This is a genomic window from Sphingobium sp. B2, assembly GCF_007693735.1.
In the GTDB taxonomy this organism is placed as follows: Bacteria; Pseudomonadota; Alphaproteobacteria; order Sphingomonadales; family Sphingomonadaceae; genus Sphingobium; species Sphingobium xenophagum.
This window is the reverse complement of sequence record NZ_VDBZ01000002.1, coordinates 482806-503418: the sequence shown is the minus strand read 5'-3', so window position 1 is coordinate 503418 and position 20613 is coordinate 482806. Positions and strand designations below refer to the sequence as shown.

At 61.7% G+C, this 20613-nt stretch carries 14 protein-coding genes; 3 read left to right on the top strand and 11 right to left on the bottom strand.

Annotated features, from left to right (window positions below; all coding sequences use genetic code 11):
* Positions 1-65: 65 nt before the first annotated feature.
* The 4 genes from FE851_RS17965 to FE851_RS17950 are packed head-to-tail and all read right to left on the bottom strand — an operon-like array spanning position 66 to position 5819.
* Positions 66-1529 carry an alginate export family protein gene (locus FE851_RS17965; protein WP_145205428.1) on the bottom strand — a complete coding sequence of 488 codons (1464 nt, stop codon included), beginning with the start codon at positions 1527-1529 and terminating at the stop codon, positions 66-68.
* 9 nt (positions 1530-1538) lie between these two features.
* A complete protein-coding gene (locus tag FE851_RS17960) occupies positions 1539-2852 on the bottom strand; it encodes a dicarboxylate/amino acid:cation symporter (protein WP_017182478.1) in 1314 nt (437 codons plus the stop codon).
* 31 nt (positions 2853-2883) lie between these two features.
* On the bottom strand, positions 2884-3150 hold the full coding sequence (locus tag FE851_RS17955; protein ID WP_174703665.1) for a hypothetical protein: 267 nt from the start codon (positions 3148-3150) through the stop codon (positions 2884-2886).
* Between the two features lie 11 nt (positions 3151-3161).
* On the bottom strand, positions 3162-5819 hold the full coding sequence (locus FE851_RS17950) for a TonB-dependent receptor plug domain-containing protein (RefSeq protein WP_186378885.1): 2658 nt from the start codon (positions 5817-5819) through the stop codon (positions 3162-3164).
* Positions 5820-6099: 280 nt separating this feature from the next.
* On the opposite strand from FE851_RS17950, the gene FE851_RS17945 reads away from it, so the two are divergent.
* Both FE851_RS17945 and FE851_RS17940 read left to right on the top strand, forming a co-directional pair.
* Positions 6100-7773 (top strand): ATP-binding protein, encoded by a 1674-nt coding sequence (locus FE851_RS17945; protein WP_086486388.1) that lies wholly within the window; start codon positions 6100-6102, stop codon positions 7771-7773.
* Positions 7770-9095: a sigma-54-dependent transcriptional regulator gene (locus FE851_RS17940; RefSeq protein ID WP_086486387.1), complete on the top strand. Its 1326-nt coding sequence runs from the start codon at positions 7770-7772 to the stop codon at positions 9093-9095. Before FE851_RS17945 ends, FE851_RS17940 begins: the two co-directional genes overlap by 4 nt.
* A 58-nt stretch (positions 9096-9153) precedes the next feature.
* On the opposite strand, the gene FE851_RS17935 is transcribed toward FE851_RS17940, so the two are convergent.
* From FE851_RS17935 to FE851_RS17925, 3 genes are all read right to left on the bottom strand, one after another.
* The gene (locus tag FE851_RS17935; RefSeq protein WP_145205422.1) at positions 9154-10071 is read right to left on the bottom strand and encodes an ROK family protein; all 918 of its coding nucleotides are present in this window, start codon (positions 10069-10071) and stop codon (positions 9154-9156) included.
* A complete protein-coding gene (locus tag FE851_RS17930; protein WP_145205419.1) occupies positions 10059-11168 on the bottom strand; it encodes a glycoside hydrolase family 68 protein in 1110 nt (369 codons plus the stop codon). Before FE851_RS17930 ends, FE851_RS17935 begins: the two co-directional genes overlap by 13 nt.
* Positions 11169-11277: 109 nt before the next feature.
* Positions 11278-13731, bottom strand: coding sequence for a TonB-dependent receptor (locus FE851_RS17925; RefSeq protein WP_107124679.1), 2454 nt, complete (start codon positions 13729-13731; stop codon positions 11278-11280).
* Between the two features lie 146 nt (positions 13732-13877).
* Here FE851_RS17925 and FE851_RS17920 point away from each other — a divergent pair, with 146 nt between their 5' ends.
* Entirely contained in the window at positions 13878-15212 is a 1335-nt protein-coding gene (locus FE851_RS17920) for an MFS transporter (protein WP_019052825.1), read from the top strand.
* Between the two features lie 3 nt (positions 15213-15215).
* Here the strand turns inward: FE851_RS17920 and FE851_RS17915 are convergent, their stop codons facing one another.
* The 4 genes from FE851_RS17915 to FE851_RS17900 form a co-directional block, all read right to left on the bottom strand.
* Positions 15216-16220 (bottom strand): LacI family DNA-binding transcriptional regulator, encoded by a 1005-nt coding sequence (locus FE851_RS17915; protein WP_145205416.1) that lies wholly within the window; start codon positions 16218-16220, stop codon positions 15216-15218.
* A 178-nt stretch (positions 16221-16398) separates the two neighbouring features.
* Positions 16399-17847, bottom strand: a complete 1449-nt coding sequence (locus FE851_RS17910; RefSeq protein ID WP_145205413.1) for a TolC family protein — start codon at positions 17845-17847, stop codon at positions 16399-16401.
* 2 nt (positions 17848-17849) lie between these two features.
* A complete protein-coding gene (locus FE851_RS17905; protein WP_107124486.1) occupies positions 17850-18911 on the bottom strand; it encodes an efflux RND transporter periplasmic adaptor subunit in 1062 nt (353 codons plus the stop codon).
* Positions 18908-20590 (bottom strand): ABC transporter ATP-binding protein, encoded by a 1683-nt coding sequence (locus tag FE851_RS17900; RefSeq protein WP_107124487.1) that lies wholly within the window; start codon positions 20588-20590, stop codon positions 18908-18910. Before FE851_RS17900 ends, FE851_RS17905 begins: the two co-directional genes overlap by 4 nt.
* Between the last annotated feature and the right edge of the window lie 23 nt (positions 20591-20613).

The following is a 20613-nucleotide window of genomic DNA, read 5'->3' as shown; positions in this document are numbered from 1 at the left end:
GGGGGTGACCTTTACGCCAATGCCGCCGGAGGTCGGGCATTTCGTTCGCATAGCTTGGATGTGCGCTAGAAACGAAAGCTCAGCCAGGTCGCCAGGAAGGCGGAATTCTTGTAATTGGCCGCCCTCAGAACGTCCTGCGCCTGTAGATACTCCGCCCGCGTGGTCAGGGTTAGCCGGCTTGAGATTGCATAGATGATCTGCGCACGGGCGATGCGGCTCACGGCCTTGCCCGGCACCCGTTCGGTGCCGATATAGGGCGAGTAGTTGGCGCGATAGACGGCATCGCGCACATTGTCGCGCCAACTGAACTGATATTCCAGTCGGGCCTGCACCCCCTTGATCGGCTGGAAGGAGATATTGGGCGCGACGGCAATCAAATTGGTGGCGGTCAGAAACAGGCCATAGCTGAAATAGATATTATTGCCGAATGGCGCATAGGCGTTGCGCAGCGTGCCATTGCCAAAGGCGCCCCCACCGCTGCCATAATCGGCATGGAAGCCGATGCGGGGCGCGCTTTTGTCCGTCCCCAGCCGGACCGACTGCGCGGCGAAGGCCTGCCAGGCGCGGATAGGCCGATTGCCGAAACGGCCATATTGGTGAACCAGCGTCCAATCCAGCGCCACCTTCCCGACATTGCCCCACAATCGTGCACCGGCATAATAGCGCACGGCGGGCGATACGACGCCGCCCCAGGTGCCTACGTAGTTGCGTCGCCGCCAGAAAAACGGATCGAAATAGAGGTTCGATCCACCCTGCCATTGACCGGGCAGCACGAACCCCGCGGACACGCCGCTAAATCGCCGGTTTTTGTCCGGTACATCGTCGCCCAGTCCGCCATTGCCAAGGTCGGTCGTTTCGAAATCGAACAAGGTCGCCCGCATCGTCGGCGTCCGGGCCCAGGCACGGGTACCGTTCAGCACGAAGCGGATCGTGTTATTGTCGCGCTGCGAAATCAGCAGGTTGGGCCCGTCCGTAAATTCCTGTCTTCCATAGCGGACCCCAAGGTCCACATCGCCGACACGCCCCTTGGCTTCGGCGAAATATTGCTGGCGCACGAATTTGTTGCGCAACGATCCGGACGGCGTACCGACATTCTTGCCCGACAACTGGCCATGGGCAATTTCGCCATAGAAGCGCAAATGATCGCCGACATGGAGGTCCGCGCCACCCACCAGGCGTATAATGTCCTGCCGCTGTTCCGGGCCTTCGATCAGTTGCGGGTTGCTGGTCATGTTCATGCGCAGCCGGGCCTCCCCGCTCATCGTCAGATAGATGTCGCCATCATCGTCGAGCGGGAGATATTTAAGGCTGTCGAGAGGATCGGTGCGCTTGGCCGGGTCGCGATATGTGCTCCAGTCTTCGGCCCAGCGCGACAGGTTATAGCCATTGATGGTTGCACCATCCCCTGCCGCTGCGCTGGGATAGCTTGTGATGACCGGACCGGCCGGTTCGGCCTGCGCGACTGAAGAAGTCGCGCCAGCCAGCGCCGCGACAATGCCGCTGACGATCTGTACGTCCTTTAAAGGCATTGTTGCGGTCTATTCTGCGGCAACAGCGTCGGATGGAAGGGGCTGGCCCGCCATCGCTGCGTTGAAGCGGTCGCGGTCCAGGCGCCCTTCCCACCATGAGACGACGACGGTGGCCACCGCATTGCCGATGAAGTTGGTCAGGCTGCGACATTCGCTCATGAAACGGTCTACGCCAAGGATCAGGGCCATGCCGGCTACCGGCACTGACGGAACGATCGAGAGTGTGGCGGCCAGGGTGATAAAGCCTGCGCCTGTGACACCCGCTGCGCCCTTGGACGACAGCATCGCGACCCCAAGCAGTAGCAGCTGCTCGCCAAGGGACAGGTGCACGTTGGTTGCCTGCGCGATGAACAGCGCGGCCAGCGTCATGTAGATATTGGTGCCATCAAGGTTGAAGGAATAGCCGGTCGGGACCACCAGCCCCACGATCGATTTCGGACAGCCCGCGCGTTCCATTTTCTCGATGAGGCTTGGCAATGCGCTTTCCGACGAGGATGTGCCGAGCACCAGCAGCAATTCTGCCTTCAGATAGGCGATCAGACGGAAGATCGAGAAGCCCGCGAGCCATGAGACCGCGCCCAGGACGACGATCACGAACAGCAGCGATGTCAGGTAGAAGGTGCCGACGAGCGCCGCGAGGTTGGCGAGCGTGCCCACCCCATATTTGCCAATGGTGAACGCCATTGCCCCGAACGCACCGATCGGGGCCGCCTTCATTACGATCGACACGACCTTGAAAACCGCCAGCGAAAGATCTTCGAGCGCGCCCAGAATGCGGGTGCCGCGATCGCCGATCAGGGCCAGGCCGACGCCAAACAGGATCGCAACGAACAGCGTCTGGATGATGTTGCCAGCAGTCAGCGCCGACAGAAAAGTGTCGGGAATGCTGGCCAGGAGAAAGCCGACCAATGTCGTTTCGTGCGCTTTGGCCGCATAGCCTGCGACCTTGGACGCGTCGAGCGAAGCAGGGTCGATATTGAGCCCCGCGCCAGGTTGCACGACATTGGCGACTATAAGCCCGACAATCAGCGCCAGTGTCGAAAAGAACAGGAAATAGGCGAACGCCTTACCTGCGACCCGCGCGACCGAAGCAAGGTCGCGCATGCCGGCGATGCCGGTCACGATCGTGAGGAATATGACCGGGGCGATGATCATCTTCACCAGCTTGATGAAACCGTCGCCAATCGGCTTCAGCGCCTCACCAGTGGTCGGCGCGAAATGCCCTAAAAGGACACCCGCAACGATCGCGGTCAATACCTGCACATACAGGCTGGTATACCACGGCCGCCGGACGACCGCCTCGCCGCCGATATTCATATCCATTGTAAGCTTTGTCACGCAAACGACCTTTTAGTTATCCGATCAGGCTACTGCGTGTGTCCTGATCGATGGGAGGGGCGGATCGGCCCGGATTTGGGCGGTCGGCCATCGCCGCGAAGCGCGCGCGCATCCGTTCGATGACCTTCTGCTTGACTGGTTTGCCGTCCCGCAATTTATACCAACTGTGCTGGCTGATGCCGTAGGTCGCCATGACCCCTTCCTTGGTGACGGCGGGAAGCGAGCGGCGAAGCCGGTCGAACTCTTCCTTGGTGATCGTGCCCATAGGCAAAATGCGCGCCATATCGCCCTCCATCAGAATTTGACGCCTGCGGTGATGAAATAATATGATCCGTTGAAACCGAACTGGTTTGCGTTCCGCGTGTAGGGTGTCTGACCGTCGGAATAGGACGCCGCCTGACCGACATCGCCATCGCGCCTGTTCTTCCACTTGTCGGGATAGGTGTTGAAGATGTTGTTCGCGCCCACAGTCAGCGAAAAGGATTCGGTGAAGGCGTAGTTCAGCGTTGCGTCGAACAGCGCCTTGCCCCGGAATGTCTGTACGCAGCGGTTCGTCGCGTCACATTTCACATTCTTGTCCTGCGAAGAGAGACCCGTGGAGAACGCCTTGACACTGCCGAAATAGGACGCGCGCAGGCCCAGGTTCAGCTTGTCCCAGCCATAATTGGCCGACCCCAGAATCTTGGTACGCGGTTGCGCGACCTCGATCAGTTCGGTCGCGGTCTGGCCCAGCAGTTGGATCTGCTGCGCCGTAGCGGACGCGCCGGCCAGGATCGGCGCGGGGGTCGCCCGCTGGCGCAGCACGTCGGTCTGCGCGTGGGTGCCGGCCAGGGTGAGCGTGAGGTTCTGGTCTGATCCGATCTGCGTCTTGTAGGTCAGAACCACGTCGATGCCGCGCGTTCTGGTATCAATCTGATTGGTGAAGAAACGGATTTCGCGCGATTGCGGGAAGAGCGCACGGACCGCCGGATATTGCGCGGTAAGCAGGCCTTCGGTGATGACGATGCGGTCCTTGATGTCGATCTGGAAAGCATCGATCGTGGCGGTGACTTTTCCGCCAAGAACATCCGGCAGGTCGCCGGTTATGCCGAGCGAATAGCTATTGGAGATTTCCGCCTTCGGATCAGGTACGCCAAGCGCGGCGAGGCGCGGATCGTCGCTCGACACTTGTTGAGTGATGAGGATCTGGTTGTTCTGGACCGTCGAGGTATTGACCCGGTTGCCGGTCTGCTGGAGCGAGGGCGCGCGGAAGCCACGATTGTAGGAGCCGCGCAGCGCGATCTGGTCGGTGATCTTGTACCGCCCGGCCAGCTTGCCAGACAGATTGTTGCCGAAATCGGAATATTTCTCGAAGCGCAGTGCCGCTGTGACCAGCAACCGGTCGTCGAACTCAGCCTCTGCATCGACATATGCGCCTACCGAGTGACGGCTCACGTCATTCTCGTCCGCGGGCGCGTAGCCGGGGCGGCCGTTGGCGCCCGGCGCCTTGCCTGTCACGGCGAGCGGGCCCACGGCATAAGAGGCCGGATCGCCGCGCTTGACGATGAAATTGTCGCGGCGATATTGCCCGCCCCATGCGATGTTCAGGCTTTTGCCGATGAAGCCCACAGGACCAAAATCTTTCGACGCGTTGAGGTCGACCGTCCACTGGTTGAAGGCGGTGCGCCCGACGTAGAATTCGGTCGGGCTGGCATTGCCGAGGGATGCGTTGACGGTGTTGCGGGCATTTTGATCGAGATGGTTGTCGCCATAGCCGACGCTGAAATCGACTTTCCAGTCGGCGACCACACTGTTCACGCCGCCCACAGCCGACCAGTCGATCGACGTGCCCGGCAGCACCGGGACATAGCCGTCAGGGAAGATGCCGAGCGCGGCGTTGGAGGCTACCGCCGCCGAACGGAAAAAGCCGAACGCGCGAATGTCCTTCCGGCTGTAACCGCCAAAGGCGTAGATATTCGTGTCGTCGTTAACCGGATAGGATGCGTTGACGAACGCCTGATAAGTGCGGTTGCGGTTCGCGCCATAATTGCCGACGACAAAGGGGGTTTGCGGATAAACGCCGCGGTCGGCGCGTGGGTTGGCGGTGCTGTAGGGGAAATTGGGTGTCGGGCCGGTCAAGGCGTAGTCGGCTGGCGTCGCGGGATAGAGCGTGCCGGTGTAGGTGTCGGAGCGATTGGTGCCTTCGAACCCGAAATATTCGAGCGTGTAGTTGATGAAGCCGCCGCCGCTGCCCAGCGCAATGCCGTGGTTCAGGCTGATCTTGTTGGTGAAACCGTCGCCCTCCTGATAGATACCGCCATTGGCCTCAAGATAGCCGCCGACCTGATCGTTCAGCACGATGTTGACCACGCCGGCGATAGCGTCGGAGCCATATTGCGCGGCGGCGCCATCCCGCAGCACCTCGGTCCGTTTCACAGCGCCGGTCGGAATTGAATTGAGGTCAGTAACCACGGTGCCAAGGCCCGGCGCCACGTTGAGGTTGATGGCGGAGAATTGGTGGCGACGCTTGCCGTTCACCAGCACCAACACCTGATCGGGGGCCAGGCCGCGCAGCGAGGCAGGGTCCGCGAAATTGGTGGCGCCGTTGACGCCATATTTGGCCGAGTTGAAAGAGGGGGAAGTGAATTGGATTTGCTGGCCAAGGTCGGTCTGGCCAGTGGCGCGCAGTTCGACATTGCTGACCACGTCCACCGCTACCGGCCGGTCCACGTCCGTACGCGGTTTGCCGCGTGAACCGATCACGACGATGTCGCTGGATTGCGGATCGCTCATAGCCGCGGGCGCGTCCGGGGCTGGCGGTTCGACCTGCGCCTCTGGCATGGCGGCCTCGGCAGGCGCGGCCGGTTCATCGGGTGCCGGGCGCATCCCCGGAACGTCCTGAGCCCAAGCTGGCACGGCCGCCGTCAATGCCGTGCCCACCATCAATGCCGTAAGCAGTTGCCCCTTCATCATGTCCTTGCCTCTCCATTTATCGCCCTCCAACAAGGGGGCAGTTATCGTTCGTGCGAGAGGCATGTTTTCGACGGTATCCCGTCGGCGGTGCCTCTCCATCTGCATCCTCTTTCGGAACGTCCCACTTTGAATCCTCGAAAAGGCGAAACTTCGCAACAAAAACAGAAAACCAATATAATGTATTTATATCAATGAATTAGGCATAGGGTCCTCGTTTGTGTGTGCAAAAAGTTGCCCATGGGTAGTTGCCTGATGGGCCAATATTCTCCAAACACCTGTCATGCGCACCGTTCAGCTGACAATTGTGGTTCGATCGATCCTGATCGCAGCGGCGGTCCTCGTCCTGGCGCTGGCCTTCGTCATTTCCGACCGCGTCGCCAAGCAGCAGGGCATCGCTGACGTTTCGAACCGAGCCCAGTCCTCCGCGATCCTGCTGTCGGCCAGCTTCCGTCGAGAGCTGGACAAGTTCAGGTTGGTTCCGATCGTGCTGGCGGACGATCAGGAAGCGCGTGAGGCCTTGTCGACGCACGATCCCGCCCGGCTGTCGCAACTCAGCCGGAAGCTGGAGGCACTGAGCAATGCGACACGCGCGGGCAATGTCTATCTTCTCGACGCCAAAGGAGTAACGGTCGCCGCGAGTAACTGGCAAAGACCGGACAGCTTTGTTGGCGACAGCTATGCCTACCGCGCCTATTATCGCGACGCGGCGCGATTGGGCAGCGCGCAGCAATTCGCGCTCGGCCAGCGGAGCCGCCGTCCGGGCCTGTATATCTCCCGCCGGGTAGAGTCTGGCGGTCGGTTGCTCGGCGTTTTCGTCGTAAAAGTAGATTTTTCGTCACTGGAGCGTGAGTGGCGCGAGACGGCTACCAGCGCATTTGTCACGGACGGGCGGGGCATTATCCTGATATCCTCAAACCCCGAATGGCAGTTCCAGACGACCAAACCCCTGTCGGCGTCAGAACGGTCGGGCGCGCGCCGCGCGTTCGAATATGGCGCGGTGCCGCTGGTGCAGAATGCGCTATATGCTGCAGGTGAAGTCGCGCCGCGCGGCCGGGCAACGCCGGAGTTCGCCTATGTCGAAGCGAGCGAGGATGTGGGCGGGGGCTGGCGCGTGCATGTGCTGGAACCGACCGAGCGGGCTGTCCGCGTTGCGGTGAACTTCGCCCGGCTGGCTGTCGCGATCACTGCGCTCGTCCTAGTGGGTCTTGTCCTGCTCTGGCGCATGCGGCGCCGCGCCGAAGCAGCGCGCGTCGAACGGGAAACAGCAACACGGCTGGCCGGGCTGCGCGAACAGCTTGTCCAGGCCAACAAGCTGGCCACGCTGGGTCAGATTACAGCGGGCGTCGCGCACGAGATTAATCAGCCGCTCGCGGCAATCTCTGCCTATGCGGGCAATGCGTTGGCGTTCAATCGTCGCGGCGACCATGCGCATGCATCCGAAGCGATCGAGCAGGTCGGCGCGCTGACCGAACGTATTGGCATCATCACGCGCGAATTGCGTGGCTTTGCGAGGCGATCGTCGGGCGACGTCGAACCGGTGGCTGTGAAGGAGGCGCTGGCAGGCACGGCGCTGCTGCTGCGCGATCGCATGCGGATGCTTGGTGCCCGGCTGGAGATTGAAGGCGCGATGGTCGCGGTTCGCGCCGAGCGGGTCGGGTTGGAACAAGTGCTGGTCAACCTTATCCAGAACGCACTGGACGCCGGCGCATTGACCATCACGGTTACGGTCGCCCCTCATAAAGATCGCGTCGCGATTACCGTCGCAGACGATGGTGCGGGACTGACGGATGAGGTCAGGGCGTCGCTGTTCATGCCGTTCAAGACCTCGAAACGGAACGGCCTTGGCCTGGGGCTGGTGATATGCCGGGACATCGTGGCCGGTTTTGGCGGGACGTTGGTCGCAGCGGCGCCGATCGCGGGCGCGGCGTTCGTAATCGACCTGGAGATGGCATGACGAATACGGTCCTTTTTGTCGACGACGACGATGATTTGCGCCGGGCTTCCGCGCAAACATTGTCGCTTGCCGGCTATGATGTCCGGGCCGTTGACAGTGGCGCTGCGGCGGTGCGGGAAGTCGATGCCGGTTTCGATGGCATCATCATATCCGACATTCGTATGCCGGGCATGGACGGGCTGGAATTGTTGCAGCAGGTCATCGCGCGCGATCCCGACATGCCCGTCATCCTGATTTCCGGGCATATCGACGTGCCGACCGCGATGGGGGCGCTGCGAACGGGCGCCTATGATGTGCTGGAAAAGCCCTATTCGAACGAGCAACTCGTCGCTGCGGTGGAACGGGCATTGGAACGTCGCCGCTTGATTGCGGAGAACAGGCAGCTTCGGCAGGCGGCGCCTGTCGATGATGCGGGGCCGCTGGTCGGCCATTCGCCTGCGATAGTGCAGCTTCGGCGCACCATTGCCCAGATCGGGCCGATCGGCGTCGACGTTCTTATTCAGGGAGAAACCGGCACTGGAAAGGGCCTGGTCGCGGAGATGCTGCACGCGGCTTCGCGACGCCGTGGTCCGCTCGTCACGATCGATTGTGGCGCCATGCCGGCGGGGCTGGTCGAGGCGGAGCTTTTCGGCAATGTCGCTGACGCGGTGCCGGGCAGCCGCATGCCGCGCACCGGTCGGCTCGAACAGGGCAACCGTGGCACCATATTCCTGGATGACATCGACGCGCTCAGCGATTCCATGCAACTGGCGGTGCAACGCGTTCTGGAGCGCCGCGAAGTGATGCCCGTAGGTGCGATCGCCGGGCGATCGATCGACCTTAGGGTCGTATCTGCCAGCAGCCTGGATCTCGAAACGCTTGCGAAGGCTGGTCAATTCCGGCTTTCGCTATTCTACCGGCTGAACAGCGTAACCTTGAGGCTGCCGCCATTGCGTGAGCGCCGGGAGGACATAGCCCCTCTTTTCCGACGTTTCGTTCTTCAGGCTGCGGCGCGGCTCGGCGTGACGCCGCCCAAGCTGGAAGCCCGCGCATTCAGGCATTTGGAAAAGCATGACTGGCCCGGCAATGTCCGCGAGTTGATGCGCTTTGCTGAAAATTTCGTACTCGGCCTGGGCGACCATGATCTGGGCGCCAGCGCCAGCGCCGGACCGACGGATCTTAAAAGCAGGCTAGACGCGTTCGAAACCGAACTCATCGAAGAGGCCCTGGGCGAGGCGGCGGGCGACGTTACCCGTGCCTGCGCTGCGCTCGGCTTGCCACGAAAGACTTTCTACTACCGGCTGCAAAAGCTGGGCATTGATCCCGCAAGCTTTCGCGGCTGATCTGTTGGGCTGAGAAATGCGCACCGATGCATTCTGTAATGCCACCCACATCGTTGGCCTATCCATTGCCTCGCGCTATCGCCGCTTGCTGGCCGAGCAGGATCGCGCCCAATGGACCGGCATCTGCGCCCAGGCCTGGCGCCACGATCAGTTGTTCCAGCGCGGGCGCGTCCAGATCCTCGATATAGCGGTTCAGGAGCCTGGCCGATTGCCGGGCGATCAAGGGCAGCAGTTTCGGGCGAGCCTGGATGACGCCGCCGCCCATGACAAGCCGCTCCGGCGACAGGGCCAGGATCAGCATCGTCGTCCATTCAGCGATATCGCCGGCGATCTGGTCCCAATGCGGATCATCATCGGCCATTTCGGCCACGGGCATTGGCAGGCGTGCAGCCAATCCCGGCCCGCCAACCAGTCCTTCCAGGCAATCGCCATGGCTGGGGCAGGCGCCCGCGAATTGGTCGCCGGGCTGTCGCCGAATCCGCATATGGCCTGCTTCGGGATGCAAATGGCCATGGACAGCCTGCCCGTTCACGACCACCCCCAGGCCAACGCCAGTGCCAATCGTGGCATAGGCGTGGACCGCGCAATCTTGCGATGCGCCCCACATGCCCTCCGCCAGCGCGGCACCAGCAACATCGGTATCGATGGCTATCGGGACGTCGAAGCGGCGGGCGAAGTGGCCATAAATGTCGCACCCTGCCCATCCGGGCTTGGGCGTATTGCCCATATGGCCGAAGTTCGGCGCGCGGGCGTCCAGGTGCAGTGGCCCGAAGCTGGCGATGCCGATGGCGGCGAACGGCGCTTGTTCGGCCCATTGCGCCAGCGCGTCCGATATGAGGTTCAGCGTGTCTGGCGTTCCAGTGGGCCAGCGTCGCTGCTGAAGGATGACGCGGCCTTGCGCCAGCGTGGCGATGCATTTGGTGCCACCCAATTCGATCCCCGCGATCAGCGGTTCGCCCACCATCATGCCAGCCATACTCGGTCCCCCTCTATCTGCAACCGCAAGTCGGGTGCAGGAGCGCCGCCGAAATGGTGGCGAGCCTCCGCCGGATCGACCGGAACATGCGCGACCCCGGTCATATCAGCGAAACTCTGGACTGTCAGGTCTGGCAGCACGAACCAGCTATAGGCTTGAAAGGGTGCCCGTGGAGGATTGGCGAAGGCAAGGCCGGTGCCGTTGATCGGCCGCCATGGCCCGTCAAGGCTGTCGGACGTCATGCCATAAAGACCGTTGGGGCCAGTCGGTCCGCCGTCTGCGAATACTTTTTGCTGCGTGGACCAGAAGAGATAATAGCGACCGCCATGGACGATGACGTGCGGTCGTTCCAGTTCGTTGTTGAGGCCGTCGGCCGAAATCAGGGGCGGCAGCCGTTGCCACTGGCCATCGGGCATGAGCCGAGCCATGCCGACGGCCCCGTTCCAGAAAGATGCCGATCGCGCAAGCGACGCGGCAAAAAAGACGTAAGCCGCGCCATCGGCGGGGTCGCGGAAGAAGGCGGGATCGCGAAAGGCCTTGATCGTGCCGATCGCGCCGCCGCCTTCCATGTCGCGCATATAGTCGATACCGTCGGGAACCAGCATCTCCACCGGGGTCGACCAGGCGGACAGGGTGATGGCGTTGCCAACTACCGACAAGGCGGCCTGTGTTTCGAACAGGCGCTGGCTGTAGCTGAGCACCTGTTCGCCCCGCGTGCCGGCAACGGTGTAATAGAGCGTGATATGATCATGGTCGCCCGATACGATCGCCGAGCCGGACCATTCGCGGCTACCCGGTGAAAAGCCGTTTTCAAACAACAGGCCAAGATCGCGCCAGACGTTGCCCAACCGGTGCATCAGTCGCAACCGGGCCATGCCATGACGGGCTTCGGGATCCAGTAATGTGGGGGCGGACAGCAGGATGAACAAAGTGCCGCCTGCTATCACCGCCTGCGAGCCGTCCTCTTCCTGCACGGGCCAATAATCCCAAAGGTCGACCCCCGGTATCAGGGGCTGCGGCTTGGGGAAGAGCGGCGCGCAAGCCATGGTTTCGCGATCGATCGCGGCGACATGGGCGGCGGTCCAGTGGCTAGTCATTGTCGGGCATCCATGGACAGGGAGGTCAGGCCATGGTCTCCACCGGTGCGTGCAGTCACCGGCGGAGACCATGATTTCCGCAGGCGTCAAACGCCCCGGAAAGAGGGGATCAGAAGTCGAACCGGATCGAGGCGGAGACGGTGCGACCGTTGATAGAGCGCGCCCGGACGATGCCGTTGGCGGGAATGGTGGCGTCCTCCGCTTCGGTGAAACCCTTTACGTCGAACAGGTTGTTGGCATTGAGCGAAAGCTGGATGCGATCCATTGGCCTGACCGTCAGGAAGGCGTTGACCTGCGTATAGCCGGGCAGCTTCAACTGGTTGCTGTCCTGTGCGTAGCTGCTCGACGTCCCGATGACATTCGCGCCGACAGTGAAGATTCCCGCGTCATATTGCGGCGTCACCTGATACAGGAATTTGGCCTGGCGGCGCGGGCGATTGCCGACCACCGCAGGGTTCAGCACGTCGCTGGCGATCTTGGCGTCGGTATAGGTGCCGCCTGCCGAGATGCTGAACGGGCCGGCGCGATAGCCACCCTCCAGTTCCAGACCATAAGCGCGATAGTTGCGGTTGAAGAACGTCTGCGTCGTCGCTTCGAAATTCTGTTCCTCGGTCTTGGCGTGGAAAGCCGTGGCGTTCAGCGTCAGACCGCCATTGCGATATTTGACGCCACCTTCCAGTTGCTTGACGAAATCGACCGCTGCGCTGCTATCTGTCAGCTTGCCGGTGACAGTGCTGACGGCCGGGCCGAACAGCAGCCGGTCGGCATTGGCGCGCGCGCCCCGGCTATAGCGTGCAAACAGCGCGACATCGTCGGCCAGGCGATAATTGACGCCGAACGAATAGGACAGATATTCATAGCTATAGTCGACCGGCGCACTTGGCGTCGGGATCACCGCAACATTGGTTTCGGGGATCGAAATCACGCCATCGCCATTCATGTCGCGGCTGGTGACGCCGACGCGCCCGCCGCCCAGATCCGATCCCGCGATCGTGCCTTTGGCATCGCCAAAATCATAACGCAGGCTGCCGTCCAGCGTCAGAGCGCCAGTAGCAAGGCTCAAGGACGCAAAAGGAGCGTTGGTGTTATAGTCAACATCATAGCTGCGGCGGCAGCAATTGCCAAAGAAGGTGGCGCCATAGCCATAGGTGCCATTTTGCGTGAGCGCTTGACCCGCTGCGTTGGTCAGATTGACAAGCGCCGCATTGCCGCCGCCGGCTACTTCAAACAGATGCGACGTCCACAGCCAATCCGTGGCGATGGTCTGGCGCGATTTGTAGAAGCCCGCTGTCGCGGTCAGCTTGCCGATGCTGGTGTCGAAATCCCGACTGACGCGCAGGTCGTTCGTGATGTTGTTCATGCTGTTGATCTTGACGTCGAACAGGACAATCTGTGCCAGATAGTCGCTGCCCGCAAAGGCTTGACCAGCCTTTGGACCATTGGCGTAGGTCAGGGTCGATCCGGCGCCACCCAGCGCAGTCGCGATGGCCGATCCGGTGTCGACGGCGGAGGGGAAGGGCGAACTGAAGCCGCCCGACACGTCGGAATAGCGGAAGCGTTCGGTGACGTTCCAGCCATCACCCAGCTCGAACTGCGATTCCAGGCCGATTGCGTAAACCAAGGGATGCTGGCCATCGCGAATGTCGCGCGTGACCAGATTGTTGCGACCGTCCAGCGTCACATTGTCGCGGAAGTAACGCGAATGGAGCGTGTCACTGTTGATGCTGAAACCGGGCAGATCCTGATATTTGGGATTGCTGTTGCTGCCCGTCACCAACACGGGATTGGGCAGATAGCCGATGGCGCGGTCGTTCAGATATTTGCCGTAGAGCCGGATATAGCCGCCAGCAAATTCCTTGGTGATGTTCGCCTTGATCTGGCCGCCCTTGTTGGCGTCATAGCCTGCCTGGCGGGGGCCTTCGCCTTGGCGATAGAAGCCACCGAAATGGAAGCGCAGGCTGTCGCTGATCCTGCCGCCATAGTCGAAGTCCAGGCGATAGTCGCGATAGTCGATGCCCGCTGTCGCCTGAATGGCCCCGCCTTCCTGCTCCCCGGTCTTTGAAATCATGTTGATGACGCCGCCGGGCGCATTGGATGCGAAGGTCGAGGCCGATCCGCCGCGGACGGATTCAACCCGGCTGATGTTGAAGTCGGAGCGCAGGAAGATGTCGGCATTGCCAAAGGTGATGTCGCCAAATTCCAGCACGGGCAGGCCGTCCTCCTGCAACTGCAGGAACTTCGCGCCGCCCGACGCGACCGGCAGGCCGCGAACCGAGATATTCGCATTGCCTTCACCGCCGGAAGATTCGGAGCGAATGCCAGGCAGGTTGCGGAAGATTTCAGCGACCGAACGCGGGGCTGCTTTGGCGATGTCGTCGTTGCTGAGCGAACTGACCGTGACGCTGCTGTTGAGCCGGTTCTGGCCGCGGGCAACCGCGGTAACGACGATTTCGTCTGATGGAGTGGATTGATCCTCAGCTAGAGTTTGTTGCTGCGCATAGGCAGGCACCGTAACTGCCATGCTGGAGGTCATCAATAGTCCCATGATCCGCATCTTCATCATCTCTCTCCCTGCCGATTCGATCCGGCCTGATCCTGTGATGATATTTTTCTCAATCGTTTGCAAGCGGAATTGCAATCGATTGAGAAACTGATACAGATGGGCTTGTAATGACGGCAACAGTCCGCCAGACCGGAGAGGTAAAGAGCATGAGCGACCCGACACCCCGCAAGCCGCACCTTTCGCTCGGGCGGATCGTGCAGATGAACCTGGGCTTCCTGGGGCTTCAGTTCAGCTTCGGCTTGCAGCAAAGCAATATGGGGCCGATCTATTCCTATCTGGGCGCGGACGAGGCGTCCTTGCCGCTGCTCTGGCTGGCCGGGCCGATGACGGGGTTGCTTGTCCAGCCTATCATCGGCGCGATGAGTGATCGCACCGTCACCCGCTTTGGCCGACGGACCCCTTATTTTCTGATCGGTGCGATATTGTGCAGCCTGTGCCTGTTCGCCATGCCCTACAGCCGGGCGCTGTGGGTGGCGGCCAGCCTGTTATGGGTATTGGACGCAGCCAATAACGTGACGATGGAGCCGTATCGCGCCTATGTCAGCGATCGGCTGGACCAGGCGCAGCGACCGCTCGGCTTTTTGACACAAAGCGCGTTCACAGGGCTGGCCCAGACGCTTTCCTATCTGGCGCCGTCCTTGCTGGTTTGGGGCGGGCTGAACGCCGATGCGGTCGACCCGTCGGGCATTCCGGTGATCACGCGGATCGCCTTCATCGTCGGTGCGGTCCTGTCCTTGTCGACCATCCTCTGGTCGGTGCTGCGTGTCCCGGAATTGCCGCTGAGCGCAGAGGAAATCGCCGCGATGCGGGCTGAACCCTTGTCCGCCCGGACCACGCTGCGCGACCTGAAGCAGGCGATCGTCGAGATGCCAGTGCCGATGCGCCAGCTTGCCATCGCCATGTTGTTTCAATGGTATGCGATGTTCTGCTATTGGCAGTTCGTCGCCTTTGCCATCGCCCGTTCGCTTTATGATACGGCCGATTCAGGCAGCGCCGGCTTTCGTCAGGCGGTGCTGGTCAACGGACAGATTGGTGGCTTCTATAATTTCATAGCCTTCATCGCGGCCTTCGCCATGGTGCCGATCGCCCGCAAGATGGGCGCGCGACCTGTGCACGCGGTGAGCGTGGCAGCATCGGGCATCGCGATGCTGGCGCTGCCATATTGCTCAAGCCAGGCGATGCTGTTCATCCCGATGATCGGCATCGGGCTGGGCTGGGCCAGCATGATGGGCAATCCCTATATCATCCTGGCCGACAGCATTCCGCCGGCCCGCACCGGGATATATATGGGCATTTTCAACATGTTCATCGTCATCCCGATGATGATCGAAAGCTTGACCATGCCGCTGATCTACCGCCCGCTGCTGGGCGGCGATCCGCGTCACGTGCTGATGCTTGCGGGGGTGTTGATGCTGTTGGCAGCGATCGCGACACTGGCTATTCGGGAGCGTCCGGCTGCGCGCGCGGCTATTCCGGCCTGATCGTCAGGCGGACGCGCGCTGTACCAGTGTCGGTGCCATACAGACCGATTCCGCGGGCGTTCCGGCCAGCCGATCGAACAAAAGCTGTACCATCAGCGCCGCTCCGCGCGCGACATCCTGCCGGATCGTGGTGAGCGGCGGGTTGGTCTGGGACGCGACCATCACATCGTCATAGCCGACAACCGAAACGTCGTGCGGCACCCGCAGTCCGGCGTCGCCCAGCGCCCGCAATGCGCTCATGGCGATCACGTCCGACGCCGCGACGATCCCGTCAACGGGCGGATGATCGGCCAGGAAGGCGCGGATGGCGTCATAGGATGCCTGGGTGGTCAGATGGGCGGGAAGGAGCAGGCCTTCGCCCTTGCCAGCCTGCGCCAGCGCCGCGCGAAAACCGGCATGGCGGGCGGCGAATTCGGGGACGTCGGGATTGCCGAAAAAGGCAAGATGGCTGCGGCCCTGCGCCAGCAGATGTTCCGCCGCCATCCGGCCACCCGCTACATTGTCCGACCCTACGGTTAGTTGGGCATAGCCATCGACCGCTGCACCCCAGACGACGAGCGGTTGATAGCGCGCCGCTACTCGTTCGATCACGTCTATCTGGTCTGACTGGCCGATCAGCAGCGCGCCATCCACCCGCCCGCCATCGACTATCCGGTCCAGCCACTGACCGTCGGTGGGAATGACGCGCGTGAGCAGCAGGTCATAGCCACGGTCGGCCAGCGCATCGGCCAGCGGCCCGATCAGGCTCATGAAGAAGGGATCGGACAGATGCTGCTGCGTTTCATGGCCAAGGGGCAGGATCACACCGATCGCACCGGTGCGCCCAAGCCGCAGGTTCCGTGCCGCGCGGTTGATCTGAAACCCATGTTCCTGCGCCAGCGCCTCGATCCGTTCGCGGGTGGCGCGAGCGATCATCGGGTTGCCCGACAAGGACCGCGACACTGTCGATACAGAGACCCCAGCGATCTTTGCCAGTTCCGCGAGGCTGGAGGCGTGGGTGGATTTCATAACCTATCGCAATGTCCACAGATTATTTGCCGATTAGCGGCATAGCTAATAGGCGGATTAGGTTCGAGTCCGTATCGCATGAAAGATATTGAAGCAAGGAACCAGAAGGTCGCGGAGGGCTGCATGACCTGCTGGAGGACATCACAGCAGCGATTGGTCGATTGCCAATATTGTCTCATCACTCTGCAATGACGGCCAGGCCGAGCGCGTCTTCATCGGCAGTCGCCGCAGCGAGTTCAGCGCGCGCTGCGGCGATGCGGGCTTGGGCTTCTATCAGCTTCACCTCGGCGTTCGTCGCGCTTTCCTCGCGCTGATTGACCAGGAAAAAGTCGCTTGATCCAAGCGCGAAGCGGCGGCGTTCAGCGCTTGCCAACCGTTGCGCCAGCACGAGCTCTTTTTCGGTCGTTGCGACCAACTGGTTTGCCGTGTCCACTTCTATGCCGATTGCGGTGACTTCGGCGCGGATTTTCTCGGCCAGAAACTGCTGCTTGACCGACAGTTCATCGATCTTCGCCCGTGTTTCGGCCAATTTGCCCTTGGCCTTGCGGTTCTGGAGCGGAATCTTGAACGTGATGCCGACGATCATTTCAAGCGGCGTCCGGTTCGTGCCGCCAAGGCCCGCCGGTCCAACGTCCTTGGCGACCTCTCCGCCAAGGTCAAGCCGGGGCATCAGGTCGTTGCGGGCGAGCGCGAGCTTGACGGTCGCCTTGTCAATCTCCTCAAGCATGATTGCAAAGTCGGGACGGCCCTCCAGATTGAAGGCGGGATCTGACCTGATGCCATCGAGTGCGTTAGCATCGGCTGGCAGCCGCGCTTCGTCGACAACAACCGGCGTGCCATCGGCGCTGCGATAATAGAGCGACAGCTTTACCGCAGCGGCCCGGAAATCCTGCCGGGCTTCGACCACGAAAGCCTGCCGCCTTACCAGGTTCGCCTCATTCTCCGTCAGCAGGATGTCGGGTTTGGCGCCAAGCTGCACTTGCCGCTCGATTCCGTCGGTACGTCCCCCCGCCAGTGCCAGCAGCGCTTCGTAAGCCTTGAGCTTCAATCCAGCAGCGACCCATTTCTGATAGGCTTCAACCGCGCGGGCCTGGACGCCGATGCTCGTCGCTCTGGTTTCAAACCGGGCGATGTCGATATCATTGGCGGCCAGCCTGAACTCGGAACGCCGCGCGTCGATCAGCCGATCGCGCAGCAGCGAATAGAGCCCGCCGACTTTCAGTTCGCCTAGCCGGTTGGTGTAGGATTTGTCTTCATAGATGGGAAAGTCGCCGCGCGACGCGCGGTATTGCCCATAGACATAGCCGCCATTGTTGCTGAGCGGCTGCTCGGTCTTGCTGGCAATTTCCGTGCCGTCATAATAGCCCAGCGTCCGGCTGCGCGCCTCGACCGCAAAGACAGTGTCGAACGCGCCTTGGGCGGTCAGCGCGCGCGCCTCGGCCTGACGGTTGCGTGCCAGTGCCGCGATGATTTCTGGCGCGGAACGGGCTGACGACCGCAATACTTCTTGCAGCGTTAGCGGCCGGGCCGCTTCGTTCACCGACGACTGCGGCGAACCCTCCTGGCCATGCACAGTCGCAGGTACGGCAGCGCTAAGCAATGCTGCCATGCCGATCACGATCCGCATTGTCACTTCTTCTTTTCGATCGAGCTTTTGCCAGATGTTTCCTGCGCCTTCTGCGCGACCTGATCCTGCCCGAAGTTCAAGGGGAAATCGTTGAGCTGGCGCCATAGTTCGTAGCCGACCGTTACATTGTCACCCTGTATCCAGCCCAGCACCTTGCCGCCCTGGCGGACGAAACGGCGCTCGGGCCAGGCCGGCTTTCCGGGCCGCGGTTCGACCAGCACTCGGTACAGGCCATCGGTGCGCGGAGTCGGGTCCACAGAGCGGACCTGACCATCGTAGATGCCGACCGCGAAGGCGGGCCATCCGCTGAACTGGAACGCGGGGAAGCCTTCAAATTCAAGTCGCACGGGGCGCCCTCTGTCGACGAGGGGGATGTCGCGTCCGTCGACGAACAGTTCGACAGCACGTTCAATCTGTTCTGGCGCAATGGTGGCCAGCACCGTCCCTGCAGAAATCAGAGCGCCGCCGGCTTGCGCGTTCAGATTTTGGATGCGTCCGCCGCGCGGCGCGGTGACGATCTGCGCCGATTGCCGCATTTGCCGGACTTCAATCTGCTTGAGCTTCGCCCGCGCTTCAGCAAGCTTGGCGTTGGCGTCCGCAACCTTGATCTGCGTCTGTTCATAGTCGCGCCGCGCGGCCAACCCTTCGGAAAATAGCTGGCCGGTGCGTCCAACGTCGATCGAGGCGACCGCGCGGGCCTGTTCGACCGCTGCAATCTGCGCCTGCACTTCGGCCTTTTCCGCTGCTAGGCGCTCCAGAAAGTTGGGGTCGAGATCAACGACCTTGACGATCGGATCGCCCGCCTTGACCAGTTGCCCGTCCTGAACGAAGAAGCGGTCCACCCGGCCTTCCACCAGCGACGACACTTGCTGCGGCCGGTCGTCCGGGTCGAGCGAAATGACCTGTCCGCCGCCCTGCGCAGTCTGCCGCCAGGGAACGAAGAGGATCGCGATGGCAAGGCACAGGCCAACGAAGATCAGCCAGGCCACGACGATGACGAGGCGTGGCGGGTTGAGGCTGGCAAGGGAACGGAAATGCGTCAGGTGGCTCGCGCTGATCGTCACGCTTGTGCCTCCTTCTCAACCAGGAACCTTGACAGGGCGGCCGTGTCGGTAAAGCGATGTTGCGTCGTCGCGCCCAGCCAATAGCAGCTGTCGAGATGCACGGCTTCGGGCCTTCCGGTAAACAAGAGTACCGTCGTGCCCTGTTCGCGCAACATCCGTAACGTCGCCTGAAGGGGCCCGTCGGGCATCATGTCGTACAGCTGTGACAGCAGCAATACTTTGGGCCGGCTGATCAGCGCGGTGGCGGCCTTGAGTTGCATTACCTCCAAGATGGAGAGCGGCGACCCGGAACTTGCCAGTTGCGTGTCCAGACCTTTGGGCAGGCTCGAAATGCGCGTCGTGAGGCCGACAATGTCGAGCACCTTGATGATGACGGCGCTGTCGGCATCGCCCCCGGCCGCCATGTTCAGATATTCGCGGATGGTCACATCGACGATGCTGGGCCGGTTCAGCACCACCACGGCGGACCGCAGCAGATACATGTCAAAACTGCCAAGGTCGCTGCCACCGATCGTCAGCAGGCCGGTGTCAGGATTGACGTGACGCTTGAGCAGCAACGCGATCTGCCTCTCGACGCCGGGCTCTGCCAGCATCACGGTCTGCTCGCCGCTCTCGATCGAAAAATTGAAGCGTGAGCCGGCCAGTTCCACATTGCGAAAGCGGACCGAACCGTCGGGTGGCGCCTGACCGTTGAGGTCCAGCGCCTCCTGTGGAATGGCGAAAATCTGCGACAGTTCCTCCGAACTTGCCACCAGATCGTAGAAAGTGTCGAGATACCAGCCGAGTTGCGCAATCCCGTAGAACACCCCCGACAATATGAGTTCGGCGGCGACGAGCTGCCCGATCGAGAGTTCGCCTGCCAGGATAAGGTTGCCGCCCAGCGCGAGCAGCGCGGCCGCAGCGAAGGCATAGACCAGGAAATAGGCGAGAGCCTGCGCGAAGCTATAGCGGAAGTAGCGACGGTGGGCGCGGATATAATTGGCCGTCACGGCCTCCGACTGGTCCATCGCAAAGGTCAAATGTCGCGCCGATTTATAAAAGCCGTTCGATGCGCCGACGCTCTCCAGCCATTGGGCGGCCTCATGCTTGGCATGTGACACGCCGATAGCGCCTGTGATCGCGCCGTGACGCCATACCATCCAGATGGCAATGCAGGTGACGATCAGCACAATGTTGAACGCCAGGAAAAAGGGGTGGTAGAAACTCGTCACGACCAGGCCGACCGCGCCCTGAAGGATGATCGTGAAGGCACCGATGACGAGGCTGGGCACCGCTTTCTGAACGACAATCATGTCGAAATAGCGGTTGAACAGGCTTCCCCGGCTCTCATCCAGGAAAAACGGGTTCTGCGCATGAACCGCCCGAACCGTGACTTCGGCGACCACCCGTGCGAAAATCCGACGCTCGAACATCGTCAGCAGGTAGAGGCGCAGGGCGCTCAGGCAAGCGACAAGGAGCAGCAGGACCAGCAGGACGCCCGACAATATCCATAGCGGCGCGACCAGGGCCGTGCGCGCCACCGAATTGATGAGTAGCTGGACCGAAATCGGTGTCGCCAGTGACAGCAATGTAATGGCCAGCGTGTAGACGACGCCAACATTCACATAGCCCTTGTCGGGTCCTACTATCTCACCAAGCCACGCGGCAGCATGCCGCAGACCGAACTGCTCGCCAGCCAATTTCCGTCCTCATCTTATGTGTG

Coding starts and splice junctions, on each gene's coding strand:
- FE851_RS17965 (WP_145205428.1), bottom strand. CDS start 1,529: ATGCCTTTAAAGGACGTACAGATCGTCAGCGGCATTGTCGCGGCGCTG.
- FE851_RS17960 (WP_017182478.1), bottom strand. CDS start 2,852: ATGGATATGAATATCGGCGGCGAGGCGGTCGTCCGGCGGCCGTGGTAT.
- FE851_RS17955 (WP_174703665.1), bottom strand. CDS start 3,150: ATGGCGCGCATTTTGCCTATGGGCACGATCACCAAGGAAGAGTTCGAC.
- FE851_RS17950 (WP_186378885.1), bottom strand. CDS start 5,819: ATGATGAAGGGGCAACTGCTTACGGCATTGATGGTGGGCACGGCATTG.
- FE851_RS17945 (WP_086486388.1), top strand. CDS start 6,100: ATGCGCACCGTTCAGCTGACAATTGTGGTTCGATCGATCCTGATCGCA.
- FE851_RS17940 (WP_086486387.1), top strand. CDS start 7,770: ATGACGAATACGGTCCTTTTTGTCGACGACGACGATGATTTGCGCCGG.
- FE851_RS17935 (WP_145205422.1), bottom strand. CDS start 10,071: ATGGCTGGCATGATGGTGGGCGAACCGCTGATCGCGGGGATCGAATTG.
- FE851_RS17930 (WP_145205419.1), bottom strand. CDS start 11,168: ATGACTAGCCACTGGACCGCCGCCCATGTCGCCGCGATCGATCGCGAA.
- FE851_RS17925 (WP_107124679.1), bottom strand. CDS start 13,731: ATGATGAAGATGCGGATCATGGGACTATTGATGACCTCCAGCATGGCA.
- FE851_RS17920 (WP_019052825.1), top strand. CDS start 13,878: ATGAGCGACCCGACACCCCGCAAGCCGCACCTTTCGCTCGGGCGGATC.
- FE851_RS17915 (WP_145205416.1), bottom strand. CDS start 16,220: ATGAAATCCACCCACGCCTCCAGCCTCGCGGAACTGGCAAAGATCGCT.
- FE851_RS17910 (WP_145205413.1), bottom strand. CDS start 17,847: ATGCGGATCGTGATCGGCATGGCAGCATTGCTTAGCGCTGCCGTACCT.